Source organism: Bacillus sp. I-2 (genome assembly GCF_001974945.1).
GTDB classification, from domain to species: Bacteria; Bacillota; Bacilli; order Bacillales; family Bacillaceae; genus Bacillus; species Bacillus safensis.
In genome coordinates this window covers 61326-79468 of the sequence record NZ_LZRW01000042.1, presented here as the reverse complement: position 1 = coordinate 79468, position 18143 = coordinate 61326, and the positions used below count along the sequence as shown (strand labels likewise).

The window sequence follows — 18143 nt, the reverse complement described above, 5'->3', positions numbered from 1 at the left end:
GAACACAATGAAAACCCTTGACGCCTTTGCGCTAATAAACGGAATAGATCAAACGCTGAATGCGTTAAAGCAGCAGTCACAGCAAATCAGCTCCCTAGAAAAACAAATCAATCACATCATCTTACTCGATGGCGCACTAAAGGGAGAGGCGGGACAAGCCATCCGCGCCTTTTATACAGAATGCCATATTCCCTTCCTGCAATTCTTTCAGGTCGTCATTGAGGAATATAGCGCTGCATTGAAAAACACAAAGCAGGCGCTTCACGCGCTAGAATCAAATGAGCACGGCTTTATATCACAAGCATTTATCGAACATGATCTTGATCAAGGCTTAAAAAAAGCTGAACGAACGATTTCTGAAATCGTATCAGAGGTAAACCACGCCATTGGCAGAGTTGGTCATATTGTTCATTTACCAAATGTAGACGAATCAGTGTTTCAGCAAAACTATCAAAAGGCATGGCTCGAGACCTCAAGAACCATTGGTCTGCTTCATGCATTTGACCGGGAGCAGACAAGTGCTTTACATGAAACCAAAAGCTCCCTTCAAACAATGAAGCAATACATCGACACCTTAAGTACCATGTTCACCGGCCCAAAAATCGACATCACGAGCTATCAAAAGGGATCTATTTTCAAAGATGGAAAAGAAGAGAAAATAAGCAGCACCATCAGTGGATTAAAAGATAAAATAGACAACCCAAAAGACAACCCATTGATGATTATGCTGAAGAAACTTAGAGAGAAACAACAGGCGAATGTGGAGACGGTTGTTCGAAATGACACCCATAAAAACATCAGTAAACAAGTCACAGCAAACGATCCATCGCTTACGACATTGCAAAGGGAAGCAGTGAACGGGAAAAACAAGATTCATAGAGACATCAGGGTCATAAATGGTAAACTATTCAACGTAAAAGGCATTAAAAAGTTAAAAGAATTCGACATCGCAGATGAAGTCGTCACTGATCCGTCGGATATTGATTTTATTGGCGGACGATACACCGTTTACGCCAATAAACAAATCATCCGAACGTATATCGCAAACGGCGAAATAAGAATAGAAGAAGTCGACAAAATTCCAGAAAGCCGCAGCCGTGGCAACGCTAAACGCATAATAGACGGTGAAGTCGTCTCAACCACCGAAAACATCATCCTAGAATACAGCGGCATCTACGACGGCTACCGAGCCGTTACTGGCAAAGACCCAGAAACCAGCCAAAACATCAGCAGCACAGACCAAGCTCTATCCGCAGCCTCTATCATCCCAATAACGAAAATAGTGAAGGTTGGGAAATATGTTTTTAGGTTGGATCAAGGGAAGAATGTGAAGAGGGTTAAAACACCTACTTATGGTAAACAATCCGTACCAAAAGGACCGTACCGTGAAGTAAATGGTTTCCCTGCAAAAATAAAATCAGGAGCTCAAGAAAAACATATTCCAGAAACACCAAATTATAAGCAAGAAGTAGCAAATGGAAAAAAGAAAAGCATTTTTTACGGAGATAATAAAAAGGCACAAGAATTGCTGGATAAATATGCAGGGACAGGAAAAGAATTGGGTAAGAATAAAGAAAGGATAGACTTTGGCCAAGCGATAGGAAAATACTATAATATTGATACTGGAAAGTATGAAGAGACTACTAAGGGAATGATACATTATGGAAAAGATGGTGCTCACATCGTACCAGCGAGGCCTTAAAATGATAAATCGGAGGTAAAAAATGGGTTATGATTCTTTGATTGGAACATTAATAAAGTATGAAAAAAAAAATATGATTTTGGAATGGAATAGTGGATTGAAAATCTTAGGAAAACTAGATACAGTTTTTGAAACAAGTAATATGTTAGATGAAGATGATATTAATTTTACAGAATATATTGCTGCTGCTTTCCAAGTAAATGATATTCTATCTCATCCTAATGAAAGCAGTGGCAGTGTATACGATTGGTTAATTCAAGAGAAAAGCTCTTTAGTTGAGATATCTCTTTATGATGATCCACCAAATAAGATTTTGGTAGATGGTCAAATAGTATGGGAATTGGCAGATGAGTAACAATTGACAAGCCCTCGGTAAGAGGGCCTTTTTATATTTATGAGTTAGCGAAATATGCTTCAAGTTGATCGTTGGCAAAACCGGTTTCTGTAGGTTCATAACTGGGGCAGTTTGGGCTGAAATATGATAGCGCATGTGTATCATCAAAGCTCAATAAATATTATTAACAGTAAAGTACCATTGAATGATTTAAATAAAACCTTGAAAATAGGAGCGTTCAATGAACAAAAAACAAAAACTAACGAAACAAATCCAAACAGTCATCAACATCCTAGAAAAAGAATATCCACAAGAAATCAATCAAGGTGTTCTCCAATTAATATACAAAAGATATAAAAATGCACAAAGGATCATTCAGAACAATGAAGATCTCCAAAAGATTTTGATCATTGGCGGGGTGAGAGCTTATTTGGATAGTTATAATGACTATCTAAACCCCTTTCTAGATGAATTACATAAAGCAGAGAGTTTGCTTAAAGAAATGCTGTCATAGATAGGACGGTTGTCTGTAGTACTGGAATCAAGTCTTGTATCGGGCAGCAAAACAGAGAAAGGAATGCCTATGGAACATAAACAATACAAAAACAAAAAAACATCCAACTGGCTATTAAGTATCAGTGTTCTGATTGTTATAGGAACAGCTTTGCTGAGAGGAGTTTCTTACTCAGATGCTGATTATCGCGGTTTCCCTATTGATTGGCTAGTTCTGCACGGACATCATACTTTTGAATTTCTAGTGTGGGGTTTTATACTTGACGTGGTCATTTTCTATTTTCTTTTAAAAATGCTCCTTCGTTTGTATAAAAGGGTGATGAAAAAATCAGCGGCTTAACATAGAGGAGGCTCTTAAAAATGATCAATTTACCCCAAATCCCACATTTGCACGTGAACAAACCAGCCAGTGACATACATATCACAGAGGCAGAATCACAGCTAAACATGCTGCTGCCTTGTGCTTATAAGGCTTTGCTGAAACAGACAAATGGATGTTCCATTGGCGGTGAGGTGCTTCTATACGGTACGGAGGACATGGCGGAACGCAATGCAACATGGGAGGTTCAGCAATATGCAAGCGGTTATGTAGCAATTGGCGACGATGGCGGCGGACAAGTATTTCTCATGCGGCTGGCTGATGAGGAGAAAAAGGTGTGGATGGTGGATGCAGGTGTGATGGACCCTCAGCATGCAGAGCTCCTAACCGACAACTTTCTGAAATGGGTGAGTGAGGGCTGTAATATAGAAGCGTAATCCAATAAAGGAGATGATCACATTGCCTTGGAATACATGGATCACTGCTTGTCTCGTAGTTGTGATACCCATCGTTTTAGTTTTCTCTGTATATTTCATCATGAAAAGCAAGAACAAGAAAACCAAATCATCCAACTGAAACGCTCTGTGACGCCAAATGTTATGGAGCTTTTTTGCATTCTCCCCCCATTCATCCCATGTTATAATAAACACAGTTTATGAACGAGAGGATATGCAGGAGATGAAAAATGAACCTATTGAGTTACTGACACAGCCGAAATGGCGGATTATCGATCAGTCGAGTCTTGGTCTTTATGTGGACCCGAAGCAATCCTTTGCGATGGATGATACGCTTTGCGCGTCGGTGGGGAAGGGCCTTTCACCAGCGACAGCCCGTTCTTGGGTGCATCACAATACGATTGTGCTTGGGATTCAGGATACAAGACTTCCATTTCTCCAAGATGGCGTAAAGCTGCTTGAGGAAGAGGGATATCGTGTGATTGTGCGCAACTCAGGCGGTCTTGCTGTGGTGCTGGATGAAGGTGTACTGAATGTGTCTTTAATTTTTGCGGAACAAAAGAAGGGCATTGATATTGACCGCGGGTATGATGCGATGGTGGAATTGATCCGCCGGATGCTGTCTATGTATAATGTGGACATTGAAGCCTATGAAATAGTCGGCTCTTATTGTCCAGGCAGCTACGATTTAAGTATCAATGGAAAGAAATTTGCAGGCATTTCTCAGCGTAGATTACGCGGTGGGGTCGCTGTGCAAATTTATTTGTGTGCAGATGGAAGCGGGCGTGAACGTGCCGACTTGATCCGCCGTTTTTATGACGCTGCCTTAAAGGATAAACAGCAAGAAGTAAAGGCAGTATTTCCTGACATACAGCCGGATACGATGGCATCCTTATCAGAATTAATCGGTGAACCGATTGATTGTACGCTTCTTATGCGTTTATTACTAGAGGAGCTTCAAAAGCTTAGTAATCAGCTGACAGCCTCGGGCCTGAATGCAGAAGAACAGCTGGAATTTGAGAAAAACATGACGCGGATGATTGAGCGGAATGAAAAGGTGTTTTCGTAAACATCAGCCTTTTCATCTTGAAAAGAGTAGAGGTGAAGTGATGGAAACAAAGCTTGAAAAAGCCATTGAACTTCGAAAAAGTGGACATCTTTAAGAATCAAATGAAATGCTGTCTCATCTTGCAAAGGAGTATCCAGACGATGCCTCTATTCATTATCAATGTGTGCCTTGAGTTATGACCTGTTAGGAGAGGAAAGGCAAGCTGTCTTTTTTTATGAAAGGGCCATTGAGTTAGGATTGTCTTCAGAAGAACTAGAAGACGCTTTACTAGGGTTAGGAAGTACATACAGAACTTTAGGAGAATACGAAAAGTCAAAACAGATATTCCTAAAAGGGATGGAAACTTATCCGGACAACAAAGCCATTCAAACGTTCTATGCCATGACTTTGTATAATTTAAAGGAACACAGTAAAGCGATGGAAATATTACTGAACTGTTTAACTGAAACGACAAAAGATCCTGCTATTTTAAGTTATCGAAAAGCGATTGATTTTTATTCAAATCAGTTAGATACATTGTGGAAATAATATATTGATTTGGCTGCTTGAATAGGTTTGGAGGGGCAATCTTATGAAAGAATCCCCTCCTTTGTTATGGAATTTGATATGTGATAGTCATTTATGGCGTAAGAAAGAAGGTAAATTTGTTGTCATTATTCACCACGTATTACCCGCTGTTGATGCTTTGTGTTTTGTCTGTGTTGTATGTGATGTATCGTATTCAGCCGATGGCCTCTACTGTTAAAAAAATCATCATTGTGCTCTGTGTGTTAACAAATGCCGCCTATATTTGCTGGCGTCTCTTCTTTACACTGCCGCATGAAGGTACATTTAATATAATAATGGGCATCTTGCTTGTTGCCTGTGAATGTATTGGATTTTTACAGCTGCTTGTGTTTTATACACTTGTTTGGAAGCCTTCAAATCGGAAACAAGTCACGATCAGTGATCTGGACAGGCTGCCAACAGTTGATATTTTCATAGCTACATATAATGAACCGATTGAAGTGCTGAAACGCACGGTGGCAGGCTGTTTGAATCTGTCTTATCCAAAAGGCAGCGTCCACATTTATTTATGTGATGATGGCAAGAGGGAGTCTGTGGAGCAGCTTGCATCTGAGTTTGGCGTTCATTATCTGACAAGAACAGATAACAAGTTTGCTAAGGCGGGTAATTTAAACCATGCGATGTCTCAAACGAATGGGGAGCTGATTCTCACACTTGATGCTGATATGGTCCCCCTTCCTGCCTTTTTAGAAAAGACAGTGCCTTACTTTCATGATGGAGCGACTGCGTTTGTTCAAGTTCCACAGGCGTTTTATAACGAAGACCCTTTCCAATATAATATGTTCTCGAAGGATCGAATTCCAAATGAACAGGACTTCTTCATGCAAACCCTCCAGGCTGGTAAGGATCGGTTCAATGCGGTGATGTATGTCGGGAGTAATACTGTATTTAGAAGAACGGCCTTAGAGGAAATTGGCGGTTTTGCTACTGGAGTGATTACAGAAGACATGGCGACCGGAATGCTTCTCCAAGGGAAGTTCAAATCTGTGTCTGTCGGAGAAGTATTGGCCGTCGGTCTCGCACCTGAAAGCTGGCTTGACTTGTTAAAGCAGAGAGACCGGTGGTCGAGAGGGAACATTCAGTGCGCCCGTAAGTTTAATCCATTGAAGGTTCGCGGCTTAACGCTTATGCAGCGAGTTCTTTATTTAGATGGCATTGTGTATTGGTTTAACGGTTTGTTTAAAATGATTTACATTCTTACACCAATATTGTTTTTATTATTTGGTATTCAAAGTTTCTGGGCCGATTTCCAGTCCATTTTTATGTTTTGGCTGCCGGCGTTCTTTAGTTCGTATTTAGCGTTTAAACTGGTGTCGAATCAAAAAAGAAGTATGTTTTGGAGTCATATTTACGAAAGCTCTATGGCATTCCACTTGGCTGGTGTAGCTTTAAGTGAGCTGTTTTTGAAGAAGAGGGTTGAATTCCTTGTCACGCCGAAGGGAATTCAAACGGACAAGAGACATTTTCATTTGAAAACGATGATTCCTCATTTGATCTTCTTGCTGCTCTCATTGCTTGTCCTTGTGAAAATAGGATACGATATGAAGGTAAATGGGACGATGAATGCTGATCTCACGTTGATTAATATTTTTTGGGTGCTTTACAACGGTGCAGGTCTATTCATGGCACTGATTGTGGCGTTTGATCGTCCGCGTTATCGAAAATCAGAGCGGTTTGTCATAGAAAAAGAGGGGCAGCTCTGTTCTGATCGTCAAGAAGAATCGATTGCTTGTTTTCTACTAGACATGAGTGATTCAGGTGCGCGTCTATCCATTCCACTTGATCAAGCTTCTTCTTTAAATCAAGGGCAAATGCAATTGTTCTTTTCAGAGGATCAAAGTGTGGCGTGTGATGTGGTTTGGAGCCATCCAGATGGAGACAAGCTGATGGTTGGTGTTGCTTTTACTGATACAGAAAAATCAGAGTACCTATCATTGATCCGTTTCTTATTCACACGAGAGCATGTATCGATAACGGATCGTGAGAAAAAATCCTATGCTGTTCGGACATTTCTCCGCTTTATAAGAGAAACGGAGAAAGTACCAAGGGCCTTGCGGCGCAAATGGGTGAGAAGACCGTTGCAAAGCGTGACAGGCACGCTGTCCTATGAGGGCCGGTTAGAAGAGAAGGTGCCGGTGAACATACATGATATTAGTGTATCTGGGTGCAAAATCGAGTCTGAAGCTTCAATTGAATTACATGAGAAAGTGCTGATCACCATTGACACAGAATCTCTCACTGATCAGCCGGCGATTGCAGTCTGGACATCACAAAAACGCGGCCGCACAATGGCCGGACTCAAGTTTGTTCAGCCTGAAATCAAGCAGATAGAAGAAAGAGAGGGAGTGGTTTCTTGAAATCCAAAAACGGCGGTTACCTCTATTTACTATGGCTTCCTGTCATCATGGGAGCCGGCTACGGCATTTCGCTTTTAGTGCCATTTCTTCAGCCTGTCCTGACACTTGGCATCGCAGGTCTTTATATTTTTATGTTTGGTGATTTTCAGGTAAGGCAGGTCAGATATATTTTTATGTTTGTGTTTTTGATCAATGTCCTTTTTAGTGTGATGCTATTTTTGGGCATTTAAAAAAAGTGCTTCCCGAGGCGGGGAGCACTTTTTGTTATTCTGCCATTTTTTCGAGGTTGCCGTTCCGGTCCATTTTAAAGGTTGGTGCGGCACTATCGTCCTCTTCAAACAAAACTAGTTTTCTTGCACGGTTCATGATTTTCACGAGTGTTTCATAATCTTCTTGAATCGTGAGCTGATCCTTTTCAAGCTTCTTCACTTCAGCTTCTAGCTGCGAGACTTTATGAGAAAGCTCATTGTTTTCTCGTTTTAAGCGGCTGTTTTCCATACGTAAGGCAGTGGATTGCTGACCATCGCCTTCATAACGGCGTAAGAAATCAATGATATCGTCGATGGTTAATTCTTGATGCTGCCTAAATGGATTTGCTTCCGGCTTTTTCTCTGCGGTATTTGGGGCAGGAGCAGCCTGTGACAATAAATGTGATAAACTAGCTAACTCTTCATTGTAGCTTTGATCCACAAACTGAAGCTGTTCAGCAGTTTCAGCTGCTGGTGCAAATGTTTCTTCCTTTGCTGGCTCCAGTTCCTGTGAGAATTCCTCTTGAGTGACCGTTTCTTCTACTTGCGGCTGATAAAGTAATCGTTTTTTCGCTGGCTGTCCATTACCAAGTGCACGCATCCGTTGTTTTCGCTGTTTTTTGGCAAGTGCCAGCGCTTTTTCATATTGATGTCTGACGACAGCGTTCCATCTAAATCCGCATGCCGCTGAGGTGCGGTTCAGCTTGTCTCCAACTTCTTCAAACGCATTTAGTTGCGTGCTGCCCTCTCTGACGTGACGTAAGACGGTTTCTGCCAGGAGGAGATCATTTTCCTCTGACCAAGCATCTTGTCTTTGTTTTGACATGTGTTTAAACCCCCATATGATTTGATGGTATTAGATTAGCCAAGTTCAAGAAGGTTTATACAAGTTTGCTAAAAGGATAGTGGAAAATACTAGCTTTTATGTAAGCGGATGATGGGGGCAGCAAAGCGTCTTGCAAGTCCAGCCGCTTCGATGTACAATGTTGGGTGGTATATTATTCATGATTGGCTGTCCAACTGTTTCATATAGAATGAAGTATCATCATTGAAAGGAAGCGTAAGACCATGGCTAATGAGTTTCGCGTATGTGACGATTGTGATGCGACGAACCTAAAGACGTTATTGCCTCGACTCAAATCGGTTGACCCTGATGCAAAAATTGAGATCGGCTGTCAATCCTATTGTGGTCCAGGACGAAAAAAGGCTTTTGCGTTTGTGAACAATCGCCCATTATCCGCACCAACAGAAGATGAATTACTTGAAAAGGTTCAAAAAAAAGTCAAATAAATGTCACTGAATGTGTTCAGTCGACCTAAAAAGAGGTCCGTCCCTGTCAGGTCGGGCTTTTTACGTCCGTGCAATCTTTGAGAACACATTCATCAGCAAATTCAAGGATGTTTTCGGGAAAAGTTACCCGATATAATAGAAACACGTCTTAAAAAAAGAGGGACGAAACGATGGCGTATCCAAAAGGGAAATTATCTGAGGAAAAGGTATTTAAAGATCCTGTACACCGTTATGTTCACGTAAGGGATGCATTAATATGGGATTTAATAGGAACAAGAGAGTTTCAGCGCCTGAGACGAATTAAACAGCTAGGAACTACTTATTTGACGTTTCATGGTGCAGAACACAGCCGATTCAATCATTCACTCGGTGTATACGAGATTGTGAGACGAATTGTGGATGATGTGTTTAAAGGGCGGCCTGAATGGGATGAAGGGGAGCGCGAGCTTGTACTTAGTGCAGCCTTGCTTCATGACCTCGGACATGGTCCATTTTCTCATTCCTTTGAAAAGGTCTTCCACTTAGACCATGAATCGTTTACAAGAGATATTATTTTAGGGCAGACGGAAGTCAATGAAGTGCTCCGCCGGGTGAGTGATGATTTCCCGAAGCATGTGGCTGAAGTCATTGCCAAAACGTATCAAAACAAACAGGTGGTCAGTTTGATCTCAAGTCAAATTGATGCCGACCGAATGGACTATTTGCAGCGTGATGCCTACTATACAGGCGTCAGCTACGGCCACTTTGATATGGAACGTATTTTACGTGTGATGCGCCCGAGAGAAGATCAGATTGTGATGAAGCAGAGCGGGATGCATGCGGTTGAGGATTATATTATGAGCCGCTATCAAATGTACTGGCAAGTCTATTTCCACCCAGTGACACGCAGTGCGGAAGTCATTTTAACGAAAATCCTTCACCGTGCAAAAGAGCTGCATGAAACGGGTTATATTTTCACACATGCCCCCGTTCACTTTTATTCAATCTTTGAGGGGAATGTCACCACAGAGGACTATATTAAGCTGGATGAATCCATTGTCTTATTTTATTTTCAGGCGTGGGAAGATGAAGAAGATCACGTGCTGGCTGATTTGTGCCGCCGTTTTATGAACCGCCGATTGTTCCAATATACAGAGTTTAATCCAAATGAAGAAATGACGAAATATTTCAAGCTGACCGCCTTGTTCAAGGAGGCAGGAATTGATCCTGACTACTATTTAGTGGTCGACTCTTCCTCTGACTTGCCCTATGACTTCTACAGACCAGGGGAGGAAGAAGAGAGGCTGCCAATCCACCTTTTGACGCAAAGCGGTCATATTAAAGAACTGTCGAGACAGTCAGATATTGTTGACGCCATTTCCGGTAAACGAAGAACCGATCATAAACTTTATTTCCCGATGGACTTAATTGTAGATATGTCGGAAAAAGCTGAAGAAAAAAAGGCGATCATGAAGCTGCTTGGTTTGGGATAAGGAAGTACTGAAAAAGGAGATGTCGGGAATTTGTTGAAAGAGCATGCAAAGTTGATGAAGGTATTCTCTGAATCAGGGGAAATCGTTGGACGGAAGAAGCTGCAAAAAATGATTTACATAGCAAAAAAGCTAGATTTGCCTTTTTACGAGAAATACGATTTTCATTTTTATGGCCCCTATTCAGAGGAGTTGACGCTCAGAATTGAAGAGCTGTGCAACCTTGGATTCTTGGACGAAATGAAGGAAAAAAAGGGCGGATACTATCAATATCGCTATTCGCTGACGGACAATGGGAAAGAGTTTCTCGATCAGTGTGAAGTGGACATGCCTGACCTCAAAGCGCTGACGAAGCAGATGAACGAGCAATCGTCCCGTTTCCTAGAGCTTGTCTCAACGATTTTATATTTTGATAACCTGCCAGAAGATGAGGTAAAGGAAAAGGTCTTCACTATTAAAAGCAAGCAGCGCTATACGGACGAAGAATTTGAGGCGGCTCTTGCTTATATTGATCAGTTGAAGGAATTGAACTAGTTGAACAAAAGCCCGACTTTTAGGGCTTTTTTTGTTTTGTAAGACCCGGACCAAAAGCGCTATTTTTCGATGAAATGTGTGCCAAAATATCCGAAAAATTAGTGAAAATGACGTAATTCGACTTTCTTCCTGTGCATCTAATTCCCTGTTTTTGACTGAATAGAAGGAAAATGGTGAATTTTCAGTGAATATATAACCTTGTGAAAAACAAAGGAGGGATAGGAATGAAAAAGCGTTCAGTCTTTTTGTCATTTTTATTGGTAGGTAGTTTGTTACCGGGGGTAAGTTCAGCTTCAGCACCAGTAGCGAGTGCAGGTCATGGGCATGATCATGGTCATGCGCCGTTCGAAACCCATATTAGTGAGGGGTTGCCAAAAGCAAAAGATTTTAAAGATTTGAAGACAGCACCTCCAATTGAACGAGATGTGACAACAAAGGTATTAGATGAGTCTGGTAAGCAGGTAGGCTCGAGAACCTTTAAGGCCAATACAGGAGATTCTATTTCAACAAAAGCAAGTACAGGCAGTCAGAAGGTCACTGTTTATGCGGTCGCTGATGCGCAGTATCGTGCGAAATATAGTGACTGGCAAACACGGATTGTCAGCATCATTGAGCAAGCAGATGTCACATTTAACCGTGATCATGATGTGGACTTTGTCGTACAAGCAGTAGGATCTTGGACGTCTTCGGGATCAAATGCAGAGCAAATTTTGTCTAACCTTGCGCGCAGCTTTGATGGCAGAGGATATGACTTTGTCACTGGATTTACAGCAAATCCAAACTTTGATGCTGGCGGAATTGCTTATGTTTACAATAGTGCACCAAGCGGAAGTGCATTCGCCGTTAACCTTGATCAAGGAACAGCGAACACTGCAAAAGCGGCTACGCATGAATACGGTCATAACTTTGGCTTACCGCACGACCCTCAAGGAAGCGGTATTGTCTGCTTAATGAATTATGATTATTCTTACACAGTTGACTACTTTGATGCGGCTCATAAAAATCAAGTGAACCGTAACAAAGCGTGGTACAGATAAGAATGCAGACAAAAGGACAAACACTCTATGTGCTTGTCCTTTTTATATGCTTACAGATCGCTCATTCGCTTTCCTGCTACAGCATAGTGTTCTTTTTTCATTTCTTCAATAATGACAGAGACTTTTTCTGCCCCTGCGCCTGTTGTTTCAACAACGGCATCTGTGACTTTCTCCACAAGAGCTCTTTTCTGCTCGTCTGTTCTTCCTTCAAGCATTTGAACGGTGACAATCGGCATGGCGAAAACCTCCTTTTTCCTTTAATGCTACGCTTCCCTTTAGTTTAAGGGACTTCTTATAGTATACTGAATGAAGTAAATCATTGTATAGAAAGAAAGAGGGATTCATGCCTTTGAACCAATTTCTTGTTTATCCATTAGAACTTATTCCATATGTCGCCATTACGCTTGTTGTTGCATTTACGATGCACGAGCTGGCGCATGCATATGTTGCGTACCGATTCGGAGACCCGACGGCTAAGAATCAAGGGAGACTGACGCTCAATCCACTGAAGCATCTCGATGTATTCGGGACGATTTTGATCTTTGTGGCCGGGTTTGGCTGGGCGAGACCGGTACCGGTGAATCGTTACCATTTTAAAAAACCGCGCTTAGCAGGGATTTGTGTCTCCATTGCTGGGCCATTAAGTAACTTGGTGCTGGCGTTTTTGGGCTTTTTTGTGTATGTGCTTCTTCAGAAATTTGGCGGGGAGTGGATCATGCGCTTTGAGCCGGGAATCGATAATTTCTTTTTAATCTTTATTAACTTAAACGTCATCTTGTTCCTATTTAACTTATTACCACTTCCGCCGCTGGATGGGTATCGGATTATTGAGGACGTCGTCAGCCCCCGTATCCGGGCGAAAATGACGCAATTTGAACAATATGGGATCATTATTTTTCTCATATTCGTGATCACACCACTGGGACACTTTGTGTTTGGTCCATTGATCGGAATGCGGGATCAAATCATACACTGGTTTAATCTTATTTTGAAGCCGCTGCTTTAGGAGGTTTAATGAATGGAAGGTAAAAAGAAGAAACCAATTGGTTTTAACATCATTAAAAAAACAGATGCAACCGACGGACATGGAGGCTTTGGGGCAGGCGCCCTCAGTCTTGATAATATCTCGCCAGTCATCATTGATGTAGAAGAAAAGGAAGCTGTCATTGATATTGGTGCTATGCATGCAAGAAGTGCCGTCGAAAAAGGAATTAAATTTTTGAAAACAAAAGAAGAGGTGCCGAACGGAAAACCGTATTGGCTCGTATGGGTGACGATTGACCGCAGAGAAGAAGGGCCTTATTATGCAGGTGTGACGGCTTGTGAAATGACCGTTGACCGTTCGATCCGCCGCGGGTATAAGTCACTTCCAGAGCATGTGAATTTAATGGATAAATCGATGAAGCGAAAAATTGTCGTGAGTCATATGGATGACGTATCCAAAAAGGTGCTGGCTGATTTCTTAAAAGGGCATAATCAAGCGCTGTGGGACGCATCAACAGATGAATTAAAAGAAGGATTGGCTGTCCCTGAATAATTGTGAAATTTTTGTGAAGATTGGCGGATGTCTACCAATTCTCTCCGGTTTTTGAGTAAACTGGTGTTAAAGCTAGGACATGGAGAATCCCGAGATGCAGGTCTCGGGGTTTTTCATGTCTTTTTTAACGTTTCAGCCACTTTTCCCACCATTTCTTTGGCTTTTGATCTTGAACAGGTTCCTGCTCAGAGGCTTTTTCTTCAGCACCATAGCAGACACCTGTCGGCTCCGTTCCTTCTATAAAATAGGTGAATACCTTTGATTCACATCCTGGACCTGCGAGGTCGCCGGTTTTTGGATTAATATATACCCCTTTGACACCGTCTGGCGGCATGAAGGAGGAGGCTGGCTGCTTCGAGAGGGCTGATTCCATAAAGGAAGCCCATATTTTTTTCGCATAGGCTGTTTCTTCGACTGAATCAATGGTGCGGCCTTTATCATAGCCAGTCCATACACCTGTGACGAGCTGGGGAGAGAAGCCGATCATCCAGCTGTCGGCGCCTGTAGTCCCGGACTTTCCTCCGTATGTTCTTGTAAGGTCCTTCATAATAGTGCGGCCAGTGACACTTGTATAGCCGTTTAATTGATCATTGAACATGCCTGACATCATGTCGGTGGTGACAAATGCTGCTTTTTCATCAAGGATTTGTTCTCGTTTTTGTTTCTCTTCAAAAAGCACATTGCCTTTTGCGTCGGTTACTTTCGTAATAAAGGTTGGTTTTACGCGTTTTCCGCCATTGACCAGCATGGCGTAAGCATTGGTCATTTCAATGGGTTTCACAGGAGACGTGCCCAGGGCAAGAGAGGGTACTTGATCTAGTTTCTCCTTGATTCCAAATGTCTTGCCAGCACGTACAAGCTGTTCCATTCCTAAAAATAGATGGGTTTTCACAGCGTAAATATTATCAGACAGTGCTAAAGCTTGAAGCATTGTAATGCCGTCATTGGCGTAATAGCCGTGATAATTGCTTGGTGAATAAGCGGCATCGCTGCCTGGATCATCCAATTCAAACACCGTTTCCTCACTGCGCATGACGGTTGCGGGTGTAAACCCGTTTTGCAAGGCAATGTAATAGAGAAGGGGTTTCATGGTTGAACCGGGCTGCCTTTTTGCTTGTGTCACCCGATTGAATGGACTTTTCTCATAATCTCTCCCGCCTATGAGGGCAAGTACATGCCCTGTTTGGGGATGGATGGCAGCAAAGCCAATTTGGATTTCTGATTTGGAATTCATCGTGTTTTTTAACGTCTTTTCTGCGATTTTCTGTAATTCTGGATTGAGAGTCGTTTGGATATGAAGCCCATAGGTTTCAATCTGTTCCTCAGTTAACCCCAAGCTTTGTTTCAACTCTCGAATCACATCGTCATAAAAATACGGGGCTTGCTTTGCTTGCAGCTGCTTCTTTCGCAAAGGGCGATAGGACAGTTTTTCTTTCGCAGCGTCATCAGCTACTTTTTTCGTAATCATGCCATCCTCTTGCATTTGCCTCAGAATCATATTCTTTCTTGCGCTGGCTTTCTCCTCATTCACATAAGGGGAATAGAGCGAAGGCCCCTTTGGGATACCGGCAAGCAGGGCAGATTCAGCGAGGGTTAAATTTTTCGCCTTTTTCCCGAAATACAGACGGGACGCTGCTTCCACGCCGTACGCTCCGTGACCGTAATAAATGGTATTCAAGTATCCTTCTAAAATCTCATCTTTTGTATAGTTTTGTTCTAAACGAATCGTGTAAAAGGCTTCATTCCACTTCCGCTTCCACGTTTTATCATGATCTAAATAAAGGTTTCGTGCATATTGCTGGGTGATCGTGCTGGCACCTTGCACCTTAGCCATGGCACGAATATCGGCCACCGCAGCACCTGCCATCCGTTTCACATCAAAGCCATGATGCTCATAAAAGGTTTTATCTTCAACAGCGACAACTGCCTGTCTGATATGAGGAGACATCTCCTTTAATGGCACCCAATATCTCTTTTCTCCAAAGCTGGATTCTCCAAGCTTTGAGCCATCGGCTGCATAAATGGTCGTGGATTGGGGAACTTGAACAGAAGGGGCACCTTGCCATTTAGCTATTAATAGAATCGTCAAAAAGACGGTACCTGCAAATAGAAAAGCGAGCAAGCCGATAAAAAAACAGGCTCGAATCGTTTTCACGGTCATGCGGATTTTTTTATTACTCATGATTGTGTCCATGCAAAGCCCCCATTTTGACGGTTTTTTATCAGTATGGAACAAAGAAAACCGTTTTAAACAAGCGATTGCAGGAGCGCTTTAAAAAATGAAGAGAACTCATGCGGTTCTTTACAATTTGATATGAATCCACTATACTTTTTTCTTGGACAATCGATATAGTCAAAGCCGATAAAAGGCGCTAACAATAGATGTTTGTTTATTATTGGATGAGAGGAAGATGAACAATGAGCGAACTTTGGTATACAGAGAAGCAAACGAAGAATTTTGGTATTACATTGAAGGTGAACAAAACCCTTCACACAGAACAAACAGACTTTCAGCATTTAGAAATGGTGGAAACAGAAGAGTTTGGCAATATGCTGTTTTTAGACGGCATGGTGATGACGTCTGAGAAGGATGAGTTTGTATACCACGAAATGGTGGCACATGTTCCTCTTTTCACTCATCCAAACCCGGAAAATGTTCTTGTTGTAGGCGGAGGAGACGGCGGTGTCATTCGTGAAATCCTCAAACACTCAAGTGTGAAAAAAGCGACACTTGTTGATATTGACGGAAAGGTCATCGAATACTCGAAGAAATTCCTTCCTTCTATCGCTGGAAAACTAGACGATCCTCGTGTAGATGTCAAAGTCGGAGACGGTTTTATGCACATTGCTGAAGCTGACAACGAGTATGATGTCATCATGGTTGACTCTACTGAGCCAGTTGGACCAGCCGTGAACCTGTTCTCTAAAGGATTTTACGCAGGAATTGCAAAAGCACTCAAAGAAGACGGTATTTTCGTTGCACAAACGGACAACCCTTGGTTCACACCTGAGCTGATTACAAATGTACAGCGTGATGTAAAAGAAATTTTCCCAATTACAAAGCTTTACACAGCGAATATTCCAACGTATCCAAGCGGTCTTTGGACATTCACCATCGGTTCTAAAAAATATGATCCACTTGCTGTAGAAGACAGCCGTTTCTTTGATATTGAGACGAAATATTACACAAAAGAATTGCACAAAGCGGCCTTCGTTCTGCCGAAATTTGTGAGCGACTTAATCAAATAAATCAAGCGAAATGGACATGCGCAAATGACGGTTTGCGCATTTTTTGAAGCGTAAAAGGAGGAATCTTGCATGAGATTCGACGAGGCTTATTCAGGAAAAGTGTTTATTGGAAGTCATCCGACATGGGAAGATGCAAAGGTCATTTTATACGGCATGCCGATGGACTGGACAGTCAGTTACCGCCCAGGTTCACGTTTCGGTCCGAACCGCATTCGTGAAGTATCGATCGGTTTAGAGGAATACAGCCCTTATTTAGATCGTGAACTGCACGAGGTGCCATTCTTTGATGCGGGTGACATCCCACTTCCTTTTGGGAATGCACAAAAGAGCTTAGATTTAATTGAAGAGTATGTCGACAGCATTTTAGAAAAAGGGAAGTTTCCATTAGGAATGGGCGGCGAGCATCTTGTGTCTTGGCCGGTTTTCCGTGCGATGTATAAGAAATACCCTGATTTGGCCATCATCCATATGGACGCACATACAGATCTTCGTGAGGAATATGAGGGTGAGCCGCTTTCACATTCAACACCGATTCGTAAAGTTGCAGGACTTATTGGAGCTGAAAATGTATTCTCTTTCGGCATCCGTTCTGGAATGAAAGAAGAATTTGAATGGGCAAAAGAAGCGGGTATGCACATTTCTAAATTTGAAGTGCTGGAGCCATTGAAGCAAGTATTGCCAAAGCTAAAAGGGCGTCCAGTATATGTGACGATCGATATTGATGTACTTGACCCAGCTCATGCACCTGGTACAGGAACGGTAGATGCTGGCGGTATTACATCAAAAGAGCTGCTTGCATCCATTCATGCGATTGCAGGATCTGACGTCAAAGTCGTTGGGGCAGACCTAGTCGAGGTAGCACCTGTATATGATCACTCTGACCAAACAGCGAATACAGCGAGTAAGCTTTTACGCGAAATGCTGCTTGGATTTGTGAAATAATCAGTTGATAGAGGAGCTTGTCATCTCATGTGGACAAGCTCTTTTTTTTACATTGGTCAAAAAATAAAGGAGGGAGCTCATGTTTTCGTCAATATTGATGGGGATCCTCGCTTTATGTGTGTTAGCGGCAGGCTTTCTCACACTGAAACGAGAGCTCGCAGCTGATCCGCCTGTTTTTGCTTCAAAGAAGGAAGCAAAGGAAGAGATGCTGGGGCTGTTTCACGATCGAGGCTTTTTCTATCTGACGACCATTGCGTTATTCATGCAGGTAGTATTTAAAAAGGATCAAATCGCACCATTTGATTTTTTCCAGGCATTTTTGGCAAGTTCAGGCATACAGGCTCTTTTTTACTTAATGAAAAGAAAAGACTTAGGTGTAAAGGCTGGACTTGTCGTAGTGGTCAGTTGTATTTTTCTTTTTTTCTAAAGGGATGGCTGAAGATGAAAAACGAAGTTTAATCGCCTTGAAGAAGAGAAATGATGGTATGATAGGCGATCATGATTATGGTATACTATTTTAG

Annotated in this window: 20 protein-coding genes and 1 pseudogene; 18 read left to right on the top strand and 3 right to left on the bottom strand. The window is 42.2% G+C overall.

What is annotated here, in order from left to right:
- The first annotated feature begins 7 nt into the window (after positions 1–7).
- The 9 genes and pseudogenes from BAE31_RS11605 (at position 8) to BAE31_RS11565 (ending at position 7546) form a co-directional block, all read left to right on the top strand.
- A complete protein-coding gene (locus BAE31_RS11605; RefSeq protein WP_076840492.1) occupies positions 8–1702 on the top strand; it encodes a T7SS effector LXG polymorphic toxin in 1695 nt (564 codons plus the stop codon).
- A gap of 22 nt (positions 1703–1724) precedes the next feature.
- The gene (locus BAE31_RS11600; RefSeq protein ID WP_041108221.1) at positions 1725–2057 is read left to right on the top strand and encodes a hypothetical protein; all 333 of its coding nucleotides are present in this window, start codon (positions 1725–1727) and stop codon (positions 2055–2057) included.
- A gap of 220 nt (positions 2058–2277) precedes the next feature.
- Positions 2278–2550, top strand: a complete 273-nt coding sequence (locus BAE31_RS11595) for a hypothetical protein (RefSeq protein ID WP_041108219.1) — start codon at positions 2278–2280, stop codon at positions 2548–2550.
- A gap of 69 nt (positions 2551–2619) precedes the next feature.
- Positions 2620–2889 (top strand): hypothetical protein, encoded by a 270-nt coding sequence (locus BAE31_RS11590; RefSeq protein WP_041108217.1) that lies wholly within the window; start codon positions 2620–2622, stop codon positions 2887–2889.
- 20 nt (positions 2890–2909) lie between these two features.
- Positions 2910–3305, top strand: a complete 396-nt coding sequence (locus BAE31_RS11585; protein ID WP_041108215.1) for an SMI1/KNR4 family protein — start codon at positions 2910–2912, stop codon at positions 3303–3305.
- 241 nt (positions 3306–3546) lie between these two features.
- Entirely contained in the window at positions 3547–4392 is an 846-nt protein-coding gene (lipL, locus tag BAE31_RS11580) for an octanoyl-[GcvH]:protein N-octanoyltransferase (protein WP_056765516.1), read from the top strand.
- Between the two features lie 40 nt (positions 4393–4432).
- Positions 4433–4920: pseudogene (locus BAE31_RS11575) on the top strand (tetratricopeptide repeat protein).
- Between the two features lie 119 nt (positions 4921–5039).
- Positions 5040–7316 (top strand): glycosyltransferase, encoded by a 2277-nt coding sequence (locus BAE31_RS11570; RefSeq protein WP_056765519.1) that lies wholly within the window; start codon positions 5040–5042, stop codon positions 7314–7316.
- A complete protein-coding gene (locus tag BAE31_RS11565) occupies positions 7313–7546 on the top strand; it encodes a DUF5970 family protein (RefSeq protein WP_024426379.1) in 234 nt (77 codons plus the stop codon). Before BAE31_RS11570 ends, BAE31_RS11565 begins: the two co-directional genes overlap by 4 nt.
- Positions 7547–7580: 34 nt before the next feature.
- Here BAE31_RS11565 and BAE31_RS11560 read toward each other — a convergent pair whose 3' ends face one another.
- Positions 7581–8390 (bottom strand): RsfA family transcriptional regulator, encoded by an 810-nt coding sequence (locus BAE31_RS11560; RefSeq protein ID WP_024423774.1) that lies wholly within the window; start codon positions 8388–8390, stop codon positions 7581–7583.
- A gap of 242 nt (positions 8391–8632) precedes the next feature.
- Here BAE31_RS11560 and BAE31_RS11555 point away from each other — a divergent pair, with 242 nt between their 5' ends.
- From BAE31_RS11555 to BAE31_RS11540, 4 genes are all read left to right on the top strand, one after another.
- Entirely contained in the window at positions 8633–8854 is a 222-nt protein-coding gene (locus tag BAE31_RS11555) for a YuzB family protein (RefSeq protein ID WP_003215259.1), read from the top strand.
- 170 nt (positions 8855–9024) lie between these two features.
- A complete protein-coding gene (locus tag BAE31_RS11550) occupies positions 9025–10326 on the top strand; it encodes an HD domain-containing protein (RefSeq protein WP_007497716.1) in 1302 nt (433 codons plus the stop codon).
- A gap of 30 nt (positions 10327–10356) precedes the next feature.
- Positions 10357–10857: a YwgA family protein gene (locus BAE31_RS11545; RefSeq protein ID WP_041108207.1), complete on the top strand. Its 501-nt coding sequence runs from the start codon at positions 10357–10359 to the stop codon at positions 10855–10857.
- Between the two features lie 224 nt (positions 10858–11081).
- Complete coding sequence (locus BAE31_RS11540; protein WP_024426367.1) at positions 11082–11894, top strand: zinc-dependent metalloprotease; 813 nt, start codon at positions 11082–11084, stop codon at positions 11892–11894.
- Between the two features lie 50 nt (positions 11895–11944).
- On the opposite strand, the gene BAE31_RS11535 is transcribed toward BAE31_RS11540, so the two are convergent.
- Positions 11945–12130, bottom strand: coding sequence for a 2-hydroxymuconate tautomerase (locus BAE31_RS11535; RefSeq protein WP_003214939.1), 186 nt, complete (start codon positions 12128–12130; stop codon positions 11945–11947).
- Between the two features lie 113 nt (positions 12131–12243).
- Here BAE31_RS11535 and BAE31_RS11530 point away from each other — a divergent pair, with 113 nt between their 5' ends.
- Both BAE31_RS11530 and BAE31_RS11525 read left to right on the top strand, forming a co-directional pair.
- A complete protein-coding gene (locus tag BAE31_RS11530) occupies positions 12244–12900 on the top strand; it encodes a site-2 protease family protein (protein ID WP_248351167.1) in 657 nt (218 codons plus the stop codon).
- A 12-nt stretch (positions 12901–12912) separates the two neighbouring features.
- Positions 12913–13431, top strand: a complete 519-nt coding sequence (locus BAE31_RS11525) for a YwhD family protein (RefSeq protein ID WP_024423769.1) — start codon at positions 12913–12915, stop codon at positions 13429–13431.
- Positions 13432–13555: 124 nt separating this feature from the next.
- Here the strand turns inward: BAE31_RS11525 and BAE31_RS11520 are convergent, their stop codons facing one another.
- A complete protein-coding gene (locus tag BAE31_RS11520; protein WP_076840490.1) occupies positions 13556–15625 on the bottom strand; it encodes a transglycosylase domain-containing protein in 2070 nt (689 codons plus the stop codon).
- A 224-nt stretch (positions 15626–15849) separates the two neighbouring features.
- Here BAE31_RS11520 and speE point away from each other — a divergent pair, with 224 nt between their 5' ends.
- The 3 genes from speE to BAE31_RS11505 all read left to right on the top strand — a co-directional run bounded on the left by speE (position 15850) and on the right by BAE31_RS11505 (position 18049).
- Positions 15850–16680, top strand: coding sequence for a spermidine synthase (gene speE / locus BAE31_RS11515; RefSeq protein WP_056765530.1), 831 nt, complete (start codon positions 15850–15852; stop codon positions 16678–16680).
- 69 nt (positions 16681–16749) lie between these two features.
- The gene (speB, locus tag BAE31_RS11510; RefSeq protein ID WP_025093863.1) at positions 16750–17622 is read left to right on the top strand and encodes an agmatinase; all 873 of its coding nucleotides are present in this window, start codon (positions 16750–16752) and stop codon (positions 17620–17622) included.
- Positions 17623–17701: 79 nt separating this feature from the next.
- A complete protein-coding gene (locus BAE31_RS11505; protein ID WP_076840489.1) occupies positions 17702–18049 on the top strand; it encodes a hypothetical protein in 348 nt (115 codons plus the stop codon).
- Positions 18050–18143: the final 94 nt, after the last annotated feature.